This is a genomic window from Pseudoalteromonas aquimarina (assembly GCF_049257255.1).
GTDB lineage: Bacteria > Pseudomonadota > Gammaproteobacteria > Enterobacterales > Alteromonadaceae > Pseudoalteromonas.
In genome coordinates this window covers 24,859-36,712 of record NZ_JBMMUG010000009.1, presented here as the reverse complement: position 1 = coordinate 36,712, position 11,854 = coordinate 24,859, and the positions used below count along the sequence as shown (strand labels likewise).

The following is an 11,854-nucleotide window of genomic DNA, read 5'->3' as shown; positions in this document are numbered from 1 at the left end:
ACAAAACCGCAATTAACATCAAAAATAAAAAACAAAAAAGCAAAAATAACGCACTTAATGAATAAATTAACCAAAATAAGTTTGTGACATAATTTATTAGCCAATTAGATTAAATGGTCTGCATAAAAAAAATAATGAAATTTTTTTAATTCACACAGTTATTTTTTAGCATCTCAAATACCTGGTTTACAGGAATAGGTGGTGCAAGGTAATAGCCTTGCATATGGCTTCGTGTGAAATTGTTTTGCACTAGCTTCTGCTGTTGATAACTTTCAATTTTAACAAAGACAAAATCAACACTGTTATGATGGTAGAACTTAGCAACCTTGTCTGTTTGCTCTTTATCGAGTTGTTGTAGTTGCTCTACCGGAATTTTCACTTCATCAATCACTAATGGTAGTTTTTCAAGCCGTGTCAAAATACCTTCTTCGCCATCAATCGCAAGGCTAAAGCCTAGCTCTTTTAACCCAGCTAACAACCCAATAACTTTACTGTTAGAGCTGTAAAACGCATCAAGAGGAAACTCAAAAATAATTTGATCAGGATTTATACCTGCAATGTTTAAATGCGAGCTCATTACTTGCAGTAAATCATATTGCCCTAAATCGATTAACGATAAGTTAATTGATAAGCGAACGCTGCTAAATGCAGGTAAAACTTCTGCAACACGTTTGAAAAACATATCACTAAACACATCGATTAATTGATGTTTTTCAATCGCATCCATAACCTGCTTAGTACTTAACTTAATACCATTTTCTTGAAAGCGAACTAAACATTCAAAACCAGATAGCTTCTCGTTTTGACTGCGAAATTCAGGTTGAAAATCAAGGTTTACACAATCTCTACGTGAAAGAATAGTAGTTAATTTTTCTTTATCGATTATGTGCTCTGTAACCGAACGTTGACTGAAAACTTGATTAAAGTCACTGAGCTTAACCGGTTTATGGATTTGCGCTATTAATTCACAAGGCAAAAATAAGGGGACAGCATCATCTTCAGTAAGCAATAAGACTAAGCGACCTTTAAAGCCTGTACCTAATAACCAGCTTGCCATATCTACATCACCGAAAGAATTTGCAGAGATAACTAAGGTGTCTTCATTAGTACCTTGCACCACTTCACTTTGTAAGCTAGCTAGATCACCAGTTGTGAAAATACGTCCAGCCCAAAGGTATTCAATGCACTTTTGCGTTGTAGTGCGTTGCTCTTCGCTTAAATCAAATATAAAGACGGTTTGCTCTTTCGAATCCATGTCAACGTCCTGTTTTGTTGCATTCTATAAGTCAAGCATAGAACCTTATAATTACCAGTATATTGGCACTATTATTTAGTCTTAAAATCGAAATTATGGGCATAAAAAAAGCGCTTTATAAGCGCCTTTTTTTGATAAGCAAAAACTACTTTTGAGCTAGGTAGTTAATTAGTTTAGCCATATCTTCAGCACTCGAAATGCCGGACTTACGGCCAAAGTTAACTTTGTATTTACCATTCACAATAAAAGTAGGCACAGAACCAAGTGCACCTTTCGATTTATAAAACTCTTGTTCTTTGCTCATTTTCTTCGCTTTAGTGCGAACCGCAAAGCTTTTGTAATATTTTTCAAAAGTTGATGCTTCAACGCCTTTTGCTACAAACACATCTTTTACATCTGCAACTTCATTAAAGTTTTTACGCTCGCCATGAACATGGTTAAAAATACCGGCAATAATCTGGTCTTTTTGCGGTAATGCTTCAGCCGCTGCTAATGCTTGCGATAACATTTCTTGGTTTTCTTTTGATCTGCCACCCATGAAATTTACGTGTGCTTTTTTAAACGTTACGTTTTTATCAAGCATCGGTTTTAAGTCGTAAATAACGTTTTCCATGTTGTTACATGCAGGGCAGTAAAATGAGAAAAACTCTGTTACTTCTGGGGTTTTTGTAGCGCGATCTGAAATTACATCGTAATGCACGCCTTCTTCATATTGATTTGCAATTGCAACAACTGGCAATGCTAAAGCTAAAAGAGCAGCTTTAAAAAATGCTTTCATTTATTACTCCGTTATTTTTTTAATAAGTATTCAACCAGCGCTTTTAACTCGTCGTATGATTTAATGCTGGTTAGTTCAATGCGGTAAATATCATTAACAATAAACGTTGGTACACCTGTTAATGCGTTTAATTCAGCAAAGCGGTCTTGCTGTTCAACCATATACTGCTCTTGCGCAGCAATCGCCATATTGCCTGAAAGCTGTTTGAATTTCTCTTCTGTCATAACATCGTTTAACACAAATAAACGGCGTACATCGTCCATTGTTGAGAAACTACCGCGATTACGGTGAATAAACGAGAAGATAGCATCACTTGCTTCGTTCGCTTTACCAGCTTGCTTCGCGATTAAATAAGCTGTCGATAGTAATGATTGGGTTTTAGGTTCAATACCTCTTAAAAAGTTAACATGGCTTTTTACAAAAGTATCTGCTGGCAACTCTTTGCTTAATCGCTGTGCAATCATTTCGAAGTTATAGCAATGTGGGCAGTAGTAAGAAAAGAACTCAGTAACCTGAGGTTTTTCTGATTTATCTGTTTTAATTAGAGAGAAATGCTCTCCCTCTTCAAATTTGAAGTCCGATGCAAACAGTGCAAGCGGAAAAAATAGTGCAACAATAAAAAATAACTTCTTAGTCATAGGGTTCTCTTATGGCAAAAGCTTTAACGGTGCTTCATGCAACGCAGCCAATTGCTCCTTTAAACTTAATATTTGTTGTTCCCAGTATTTGTCTGATGCAAACCACGAAAAGTTCCGTTGAAATGCTAAATCTTTCCAACGCTTAGCGAGCCACCCCATGTAATTGATCATACGCAGGGCGCGTAAAGGTTCTATCAGGTGCAGCTCTTTTAAGTCAAATGAAGAAAACTCGTCATAGGCACACAGCAAAGTATCCATCTGCATACGCTGCTCGTTTTCATCACCACTTAACATCATCCATAAATCTTGAACCGCTGGCCCCTGACGCGCATCATCTAAATCGACAAACGTCAGTTCATTGCCGGTCCACAGAATATTGCCAATATGACAATCACCATGCAAGCGGATCACGTTATTTGGCTGATATTTCTTCTCAGTTAACGCGATAACTTGTTCTAACACTGTCATAAAAGGCGTTTCTAGACTGGACGTTATTAAATTACTGTCAACTAAAGAGCGTGTTGCATCGTGTAAAAACTCTTGGCAGCTAATTGTTGGCCTAACAGCAAAAGGTTTTGTTTTTGATACGTTATGGAGACGACCGATAAAACGCCCTAAAACTTCCAAATGATCATAATTATCTGCTTCGAACGTTCTGCCACCGACACTTGGAAACAATGCAAAGCGGTAGCCTTGATAATCAAACAAGCTTGTATTATCACGCTTTATTGGTGCAACAACAGGCACCTCGCCGTCAAGCAATTCAAAACTAAAGTCATGCTCTTCCAGTATTTGCTCAGTGCGCCAACGCTCTGGACGATAAAACTTCACAACATAACGTTTATTATCTTCAGCTAAAAACTGGTAAACGCGGTTTTCATAACTATTAAGTGCTAACAGTCCAGATATTGGATAAACCCCAATACTTTCAATCGCATCTAAAATACGATCTGGTGTTAAATCACTAAAATCAAATGCCGACATTTAACGTCCTTTAAAGAACTTGCTTGGTTGTGCAAGTTGCGTATTTGGTTCATCAGCACGTTTTAATACAAAGTTAAACTCGCTGATTGACGCTTTTAAATCATACGGATCAATCGCAATTGATAGTGGCAGACTGTAAGACTCACCAGAGCGAATATGCACCTCAGTTTTACCTAAAATAGTGAAATTATCTAAGCCTTCAACTGAAATGGTATATGCATGATCTTGCTGTGATTTATTGAGAATTTTCAAGGTATATGTGTTTTCAACTAAACCTTCATTATTCATACGGTATAGCTGATTTCTATCACGAATAATATCTAAATCCATCGGGATTCGGGTCATCACATCCGCCACAAAAATACCACAAATCACCAGCATTACGATCAAGTAACCAATGATTTTTGGACGCAGCGCATGTGTTTTCTTGTCAGATGTTAAGTTGCGCTCTGTGGTATATGAAATCAGTCCTTTGTCATAGTTCATCTTGTCCATAACTTCATCACAAGCGTCGATACAGGCACCACAGTTTATACACTCATATTGTAAGCCGTTTCGAATATCGATACCGGTTGGGCACACGTGTACACACATCTTACAATCAATGCAATCCCCTAAGCCTAACTCTTTAGGATCTTGCTTTCTGCCACGTGGACCACGGTTTTCACCGCGCTTTTCATCATAGGTAACAGTAAACGTATCTTGATCAAACATCGCTGATTGGAAACGCGAATATGGACACATATGCAAACACATAATTTCGCGCATCCAACCGGCGTTACCATAAGTACAAAAAGTAAAAAATAACACCCCACCAACAGCATAAGAGGTTGCTTCAAAAGTAAAGAAGTCGACCATCAAATCCCTGATAGGCGTGAAGTAACCAACAAAGGTTAGTGATGTGAAAAGAGAGAAGCCTACCCAACTTAAATGCTTGGCTGATTTTCGCCAGAATTTGTCAAAATCCATTTTACGCTGGTCGAGCTTTTTACGCTGATTCGCGCTGCCTTCTATTTTTTCTTCAAACCAAATGAAAATAAAGGTCCATACTGTTTGCGGGCACATATAGCCGCACCATACGCGACCATAAAAAGTCGTTACTAAAAACAGCGCAAAAGCACCAATCATAAAAATCCAAGCAAGAATGGTAAGGTCTTGCGGCCACAAGGTCATGCCAAAAATATTGAATTTCTGATTGAAAATATCGAAAAGAACCGCTTGATGCCCATTAAAGCTAATCCATGGCAGCAACATAAAGCTCAGCATAGCAACAAGCCCTAGGTATTTGCGCAATTTTTGATGCAACCCTTTTACCGCTCGCACATAAATGCGATTGCGCGGATTAAAGCGGTCAAATTTCTCCGCATCAGGTTTATGAACTTTTACTTCTGTAGGTATATTTTTTACTTTAATTTGCTTGTCCATGGCGCCCCTAGGTGTGCAAACTTCTTATAAGTTGCCTAATTATAACAATTGTCTTTGCTAGTGCGATGCATTTTATTAAACTAAATGAACAGCAAATAGGCGCTAAATCAAAAAAAAGAAAATATTATGAAAAATTACTTCTTATTTGTATTGGTCATTCTTATCTTAGCAAGTGTTGATCACCCAACAATTGCAAAGCCTCGCCAAGAACTTTTTGATAAAGTAATGGGTGTGTTAAGTGACTCAAGCAAAGTTAAAACTGACCAAGAAGCAGTTCGCTCTCTTGCACGTGCTAAAGAAAAACTTCGATTATCAGAAACTGCAGATGATTATTTAAGCAAACAATTAGCCACTAATCACAAAATGGATGCGTTCAATACTCGATATTGCCGTAATAATGAGCTTAACTCTTATTTTTACGGTGATGATTTAAGGCAGATTTGTAAGATTATCAGTGAAGAAAGAAAGAGATAATGATCGATTTTTCGCAACTGAATAAAAAATTTGCTAAAAACTTCAATGATCAGAAAGCGCTTTTGAAAAAACTATTACAGGGAAAAACCGTTAACTGTGATAGCTGTAACACACCTTTAACTGTGACAATTAACGAGCAAGAAGGTGAATTTAAAATCGGTTGTAAATCGGGTTGTACAGAGCTTAGATTAGAAATTGATTAAAGCTTTATTTTACTCGCTTTTAATCAAGCCCCATTTATTCAAGTGATGATCTCAATCGAGATCATCATCTTCCTCAACCACTAAGCCTGCATCCAAAACACATGCCTCGATAAGTTCAGCAAAGCCTTGCGCAAAAGGCTGTACTAATTCGAGTACATCGTCAGATAAGCTTGCATCATTAGCTAAGTCAGCAAAAAAGCATAAATAGCCTAACGTCATTGCTATCGCTTCTTGTAGCTCTGCATTTAGACTTTCGCTTGTGACGATTGGCTCAATGTAATGATTTATACCTAAAGCAAAACCATGAGCCCACAAATGAAGCTCAGCGGTGTCTGTTAGATTTGCCTTACTTGGTGATAAAATTTGAATACGAGAAGCGAGATCGTATCCTTTTTCAAAAACCTCATCGCTCACATCATTATGGAATGCCATTAAAGCGAACAGCTTATCATCTGCCAAGTGCTCGCTTTTTTCGCCAAGCGCTTGTTTTACCCAAACATCTTCAACAATTGGCGAGGGAGCAGCAATCAACGCAAATAAAAAACCTTCAAGCTGCGCAATTGGCATTGCATGCGCTTTGTTTTCATCGCTCTCAATCCAACTAGCCAGTGCTATTTTATCTTCTTTCGTAAATTCAATCATGCTTAAAACTTAAACGAATAACGACCATTGTTATCAGGTTTACCTAAGAATTTAACTGCTTCATGCACTTGTTTAGGCATACTTGCATCAGGTTTTACAAACCCACTCACTTTCATGATTTGTATACCATATTGTGCTTCAAGCTGAAGCCCTAACTGATTCTCTTCACTAATATTTAAACTTAGCGCACCATTATCACAACTCAACTTGCCTTTGATTGTGTCAAACTCTATCCAACCTTGAAGGCCTTGCACTGATAAGTTATGCGTCTCTGCCTGTCCTGCTAAGGCATTACATAACTGCTTTTGTTCCTTCAGTGGAAATTCAGCATCAGTAAGTTTAATTTTAAGATTGCCTTTAGTGGGTAAGGCCATCGGTAACTTCACATTCTCTAACAGCATGCTTGTTGGAAGACGGACATTAGTTCGCGCTAATTTTAGTGACTCAGCTGATAACGGCACACTAATTGAAGCTTTACCAAAAGGTGTATCGAAGCCACGTAAACTACCAAAACTAATGTCAGCATTAAGCTTGCCAGTGAGCAAACTAAGTGGTTTTAGTTGCCACTCTAGCTTATCAATCAACTGATGGTTTAACTGCGCTTGTGCAACACGCCCTTGCCAAATTGTGCCAGAAACACCCGCAACTTTTATATTTTTAGGTAAGTAACCTTCAGCAAAACTAAATACTACTGATGCAGGCGCCAAATAGAGTAGAAATGCAATCAATGCAAAAATAAATAAAAAGATAAGAGATAGCGTTTTTTTCATATTATTTTTCAACCACCAAACGACTAATACTTACCATACCTGGCTCTGCACCACGGTTTATATCGATTGCAGAAATCGTTAAACCACTTTGCTCCACCAAAGACTCGAGCCAAGGTAATAATTTATTAAATTCAACCGATTCAATCGTTAAACGTAAGGTGTCATCTTTTGGCTGCATTTTACTGATGTTGATTTGCGCGCGGCGGCTCGACGCATTGATAATTTGGCTTAAGCTACCACTTGCAGCGACTTTACCTTGCCCACTGCCTTTAATTTTTGCTGCACTTTGTTTTACAAAGTGTGCCAATTCTTGTTGTTGAACAAGTGCTTTCTCAGCCTTTTCAATTTTATTGTTAAGCGGTCGTATGATCAGCATCACAATCACAAAAAGCGTAAAAATGACAGCAGCACATTTAAGTAACAACTGTTCATTCGGCTTTAAATTTTGCCAGTAGGTTTCTAATTCTTTCATGAACCCGCCTTAATTTTTATCTCACCTACCACAAGGTTGCCCGAATTACTTAATGAGCCTTGCTCAACTTCCAATGCAGCTTGTTCTAAGCGTTGTTTTACTAAATTAAAACTCTGAAAATCTTTTGCACTTGCACGCAAACGTAATTCACCGCGTTTGCTATCAAAGCGTAAAGTTTCCGGTGTAAACCCATCAACGTCTTTAAAAATTGGTGTTAAATGGTGTAATAAAAATAAGAAACCCGTTTCACCACCCGACGACATTTGATCTAATTTGCCCTGAATTTGACGGCGAATTAAGTTAGGGCGCACTTTTGTACCCGGAAATGCCTGTTGATATGCCTCAATTGCATCATTTTTAGCAATCGCAACTTGTTGCTCTAATTGATATGCAGTGACCGCTTTTAGAATTAAGCCAAACAGCAATGCAACGCTTGCAGCAATTGCTGGCACTTGCCAAAGCGACCAAATACCAGTGCTTTGTTTTTTAACCTGGAATGCGCCTTGCAACATATTAAATTTATGAAGCGGTAATTGCTTAGCAAAAATGGCGAGCGGTAAATCGTAATTTTCTAACTTTTTAACTGCATTTGGGTAGTCAAAATCAATATCACTTAAATGCACTAGCGCTTTTTCTTCAAGCGTTACAAGGAATTCGTTAACCCAACTGCTTTCAACCTCAGCAATACACCAAGCATTTAATTTAAATAGCCAGTTACCACTGAGCGATGTTACCGTTATTTCAGCATCATCAAACTGCGGTAGCAATAACGCATCTGGTAATGCTCTCGTAGGTGATAGTTCTGCAGTTTTTAATACTTGCAGCCAATTTTCAAACCAAGAGCGCTGACATATCGCTACCTGCAGTGCATGTTTTTCGCCAAGCATGCAAGGTTCACCAATAGTAATTAATACATCATCCAATTCACACGCAAGCTCCTCTTCCAGCATAAATGGCAAGGCTGCTTCCAACTTACGGTTAAACTTTGTCGGCAAAATTACCGTTTTAAGCTGTACTTTAGTTGCTGGCAATAATGCGATTATCTCTCGGCTTTTGCCTTTTTCACTTAACTCTTCAAGCGCTAAGCTGTTGTCTAATTGACCACTCGCTATGGTCTCATCCGCGTTGCTAATAAGCCAGTGGATTGGTTCATTAACACTATGCCCTAAGCGAATAATTAAGGTTTCTTTCACTGTACGCCTCCAAATCTACGCGCCAGTACACTAACTTTTTGATTATCTGTTATATGTATTATGGATTTCATCGCAAAATTCGTTTCAAAGAAGCTTGCTTTGATTTGTGCTTCAAAATAATTACTGTTTAATACAAAGCGCTTATCTTTGTCATCTAAGGTATTAGCGCCATTTTGCTTTGCATCAGCTATAAATTTACTTAACTCGTCCCACCCTTCATCAGGACGTTGGCTTATTATCGTCTCAGCTTGGCTTTCTGAAATGTTCAGCATTGCAGCCAATAATAAACTTTGTTCCGCTTGCAGCGTGTTTACGTTCAACTTGAATTCGTCATATTGCGGAATAACGCAAACATACGGTTTTAACTTTTCGACCATTAGCGGGTTAAAACCTCGCACTAGTCTTAATTCTGAAACGCTCGCGAAAAAGTTATTCGCTGTCATATATGGAATACTGTAAGACATATATTCCCCTTCTTCGACACCTTGTCTTTTTGGCATGCTATCAGCATCAAGCCAATCAAAAACGCTATCCGCTAACGCTTCTTTTGATTCTTCCATTGGCAAATCAGGAATAAGATCAAGCAACGCCTCTAATGTTTTATGCCCCTCATTAAAGTTTTGTGTACTCGCATTATTTGGGTCCACAAAGCGCAGAGCATTAAGGTTTAAACACGCTTGCAAATCGATTATTTTACCTGCAATAGTGCCATCTTCAACAGGATATGGTGGTGTTTCAATTGCCCATTTTTGCGATAAGTCGATACGATCTTTATTTTGTTTTTTTACTTCAATAAGCACTCGTTTAGCCAGAGCTTCACCAGCCATGGCATACCAACGTGCTTGTTGCTGTAACACTAAATTACTTGAGCGCTGCACCTCAACCATTAAACGCGCATTCATTTTTACGGCTAAAGAGGCCGCCAATGCCACCACAAATAAAACAATAATTAACGCTGCACCTGATTGCCTAAATATCATGATTTAGACTCCTGTTCTGGCAGCAAAAAAATGCGGCTTACTGTTATATCATCCGCCAGCGAAACTTCAACTTTAATCGCTTTAGGTAAAACTGGTAGTGTCCAATTTTCTTCCCACTTTTCGTCATTGCCACGAAAGCGAATGGTAAAGTCTTTAATATTTTCAAGCAGAGTTTGGCTTTTGGGTTCAGTACCATCAAGCGAATCAACATAAATACGGTACTTGCGAACTAAGCTATCTTCTTCGACCACATAACTAAATAGTTGCAGTTCGCTGCGCGGTAATAAATTAACCGGATTACTCCAACCATCTCGCACACCTGCAATACCGTGGTATTGGCTATCAAACAAAAAGCGGTCTGCAACTAAAAACTGCTCTAAACTGTCGCCAGCTTCATTGCGTGTATTACGCAATGCAAGCTGAGTGAAGTCTTGTTGCATCATACGAAATGCAGTATTAAGCGCGCCAATTTCTGCTACTTTTTCTTTTGAGTTTTGGTTGGCATTAATTGCAGTCGATAATATTTGATGGCTGGCTAAGGTGATCATCGCCAAAACTGCAAGCGCCACCAGCACTTCAATTAGAGTAAAACCAAATGCTTTAGAGTTTCGCATTAGCATTTAGTTGACCTCATTTTTTGTAATATAAGTGATGAGCTCATATACATCATGCTTGCGTGCTTCATCTGAAAACACGATAACCCGCGCTTCCAGCAAGTCATTGCTTTCTGTTTTCGTAATTTTGTGGCGCCAGTAAAATTTAACACCAGCTTGCTCTTCATCACCTGTTTTGCCATCACTTGGTGGCCAGTTAGTAGTGAGCGTTAATTCGGCCAATTGGTTTTCGGCAACCCAACTGGCTAATTGCTGCTCTTCAATATTCGATAAGTGATTTATATGGTCACCAACCGCTTTCATCGCCGCAATACCCGCAAGGGCACAAATCGCCATTGCTACCATGACTTCTAGCAAAGTAAATCCGCGATTATTAAACATCATCATTCGGCTCCTGTGATAGCTCAACCGGCGCCATTAACTCGCCTTTAATAAAATAAGGCTTAGCTTTCTCGTTTTCTTTTAACTCTAATATTAATTGGAACGGGCTCACCTCACCGGAGGACAGCAACAATACCTGTGGAATTTTCATTTTGTCTAATTCCAGCAGGCTTTCTTCATCTTCACTATTTAGCAACTGTCGCCAATCTACCTGTTGCAACAGGTTTTCTTCACCCCAAGGAAGATCTTCTAATTCCAACTCAACATTAATAAATTCACTGAACTGATGAGGTTTCAAAACATCTTGCTCTGAAATTACCACCCATTTTTCACCGTTAAATGCGAGTAATTCAAATGTGTTTGTATTTCTATCAATATGAAAACCGAGCTCAAACTGGTTCATCACAGCGTATTCGGAAGCTAGATTTATCATGGTGTGAAGCTTTAATGCTTCCACTTCGAGTTGTTCTTCATCTTGATCGTTGAGCGAAAGCACAACAAGGTTCATGGCAAAGCCGATAATTACTAATACCGCTAAAATTTCGAGTAAACTAAATCCGCTTTGCCACTTTTTCATAATATAAACTCACGCCAGTGATTAGCGCTCGTCTTCTTCGTCCCAGTTACCAATATCATCTTCTGTACCAGCAACACCGTCTGGTCCCATTGAGAAGATATCAATTTTGCTAAATTCACCTGGGCTTACTAGCTGGTATGGGTTTTCCCATGGATCAACTGGCAGTTTCTCAATAAAACCACCTTCAGGAAAACGCTTTGGTAACGGCTCAATCGTCGTTTCTTCAACTAACGCTTCTAAGCCCTGCTCCGTTGTTGGGTAACGGTTATTGCGAAGCTTGTACATATTCATTGCATCTTCTAATGCACTGATATCAATACGCGCTTTGTCAATTTTTGCTTCTTCTTGTTGACCCATAATGTTCGGCGCAACTATGGCCATAATCATGCCAATAATTACCAGAACTACCATTATTTCAAGTAATGAAAATCCACTTTGCTTTTTCATTTAACACCTCTATAAACTTAA

16 protein-coding genes are annotated in these 11,854 nt (G+C 38.6%); 2 read left to right on the top strand and 14 right to left on the bottom strand.

Features of this window, described 5'->3' with window-relative positions; translation table 11 throughout:
* Positions 1–145: 145 nt before the first annotated feature.
* The 5 genes from AAEU29_RS19120 to ccoG form a co-directional block, all read right to left on the bottom strand.
* A complete protein-coding gene (locus AAEU29_RS19120; RefSeq protein ID WP_421974803.1) occupies positions 146–1,255 on the bottom strand; it encodes an EAL domain-containing protein in 1,110 nt (369 codons plus the stop codon).
* A 145-nt stretch (positions 1,256–1,400) separates the two neighbouring features.
* Complete coding sequence (locus AAEU29_RS19115; protein WP_421974802.1) at positions 1,401–2,033, bottom strand: thiol:disulfide interchange protein DsbA/DsbL; 633 nt, start codon at positions 2,031–2,033, stop codon at positions 1,401–1,403.
* Positions 2,034–2,044: 11 nt separating this feature from the next.
* Positions 2,045–2,671, bottom strand: a complete 627-nt coding sequence (locus tag AAEU29_RS19110) for a thiol:disulfide interchange protein DsbA/DsbL (RefSeq protein WP_274761841.1) — start codon at positions 2,669–2,671, stop codon at positions 2,045–2,047.
* A 9-nt stretch (positions 2,672–2,680) separates the two neighbouring features.
* Positions 2,681–3,655 (bottom strand): serine/threonine protein kinase, encoded by a 975-nt coding sequence (locus AAEU29_RS19105; RefSeq protein WP_421974801.1) that lies wholly within the window; start codon positions 3,653–3,655, stop codon positions 2,681–2,683.
* The gene (gene ccoG, locus AAEU29_RS19100; protein ID WP_421974800.1) at positions 3,656–5,080 is read right to left on the bottom strand and encodes a cytochrome c oxidase accessory protein CcoG; all 1,425 of its coding nucleotides are present in this window, start codon (positions 5,078–5,080) and stop codon (positions 3,656–3,658) included.
* A 126-nt stretch (positions 5,081–5,206) separates the two neighbouring features.
* Between ccoG and AAEU29_RS19095 the strand changes: the two genes are divergently transcribed.
* Together AAEU29_RS19095 and AAEU29_RS19090 are read left to right on the top strand one after the other, a co-directional pair.
* Positions 5,207–5,554, top strand: a complete 348-nt coding sequence (locus AAEU29_RS19095; RefSeq protein WP_421974799.1) for a hypothetical protein — start codon at positions 5,207–5,209, stop codon at positions 5,552–5,554.
* Positions 5,554–5,757 (top strand): hypothetical protein, encoded by a 204-nt coding sequence (locus AAEU29_RS19090; RefSeq protein WP_421974798.1) that lies wholly within the window; start codon positions 5,554–5,556, stop codon positions 5,755–5,757. The genes AAEU29_RS19095 and AAEU29_RS19090 overlap by 1 nt, the downstream gene beginning before the upstream one ends.
* A 51-nt stretch (positions 5,758–5,808) precedes the next feature.
* Here the strand turns inward: AAEU29_RS19090 and AAEU29_RS19085 are convergent, their stop codons facing one another.
* The 9 genes from AAEU29_RS19085 to gspG are packed head-to-tail and all read right to left on the bottom strand — an operon-like array spanning position 5,809 to position 11,833.
* Entirely contained in the window at positions 5,809–6,399 is a 591-nt protein-coding gene (locus tag AAEU29_RS19085) for a UPF0149 family protein (protein ID WP_421974797.1), read from the bottom strand.
* A gap of 2 nt (positions 6,400–6,401) precedes the next feature.
* Positions 6,402–7,169: a type II secretion system protein N gene (locus AAEU29_RS19080; protein ID WP_421974796.1), complete on the bottom strand. Its 768-nt coding sequence runs from the start codon at positions 7,167–7,169 to the stop codon at positions 6,402–6,404.
* A gap of 1 nt (position 7,170) precedes the next feature.
* Positions 7,171–7,641, bottom strand: a complete 471-nt coding sequence (locus AAEU29_RS19075) for a type II secretion system protein M (RefSeq protein WP_421974795.1) — start codon at positions 7,639–7,641, stop codon at positions 7,171–7,173.
* Entirely contained in the window at positions 7,638–8,834 is a 1,197-nt protein-coding gene (gspL, locus tag AAEU29_RS19070) for a type II secretion system protein GspL (protein WP_421974794.1), read from the bottom strand. Before gspL ends, AAEU29_RS19075 begins: the two co-directional genes overlap by 4 nt.
* Positions 8,831–9,814 carry a type II secretion system minor pseudopilin GspK gene (gene gspK / locus AAEU29_RS19065; RefSeq protein ID WP_421974793.1) on the bottom strand — a complete coding sequence of 328 codons (984 nt, stop codon included), beginning with the start codon at positions 9,812–9,814 and terminating at the stop codon, positions 8,831–8,833. The genes gspL and gspK overlap by 4 nt, the downstream gene beginning before the upstream one ends.
* On the bottom strand, positions 9,811–10,428 hold the full coding sequence (gspJ, locus tag AAEU29_RS19060) for a type II secretion system minor pseudopilin GspJ (RefSeq protein WP_421974792.1): 618 nt from the start codon (positions 10,426–10,428) through the stop codon (positions 9,811–9,813). The genes gspK and gspJ overlap by 4 nt, the downstream gene beginning before the upstream one ends.
* 6 nt (positions 10,429–10,434) lie before the next feature.
* Positions 10,435–10,812: a type II secretion system minor pseudopilin GspI gene (gspI, locus tag AAEU29_RS19055; protein WP_421974791.1), complete on the bottom strand. Its 378-nt coding sequence runs from the start codon at positions 10,810–10,812 to the stop codon at positions 10,435–10,437.
* Positions 10,802–11,386 carry a type II secretion system minor pseudopilin GspH gene (gspH, locus tag AAEU29_RS19050; protein ID WP_274761830.1) on the bottom strand — a complete coding sequence of 195 codons (585 nt, stop codon included), beginning with the start codon at positions 11,384–11,386 and terminating at the stop codon, positions 10,802–10,804. The genes gspI and gspH overlap by 11 nt, the downstream gene beginning before the upstream one ends.
* A 21-nt stretch (positions 11,387–11,407) precedes the next feature.
* Positions 11,408–11,833, bottom strand: a complete 426-nt coding sequence (gene gspG / locus AAEU29_RS19045; protein WP_372768955.1) for a type II secretion system major pseudopilin GspG — start codon at positions 11,831–11,833, stop codon at positions 11,408–11,410.
* Positions 11,834–11,854 lie beyond the last annotated feature (21 nt).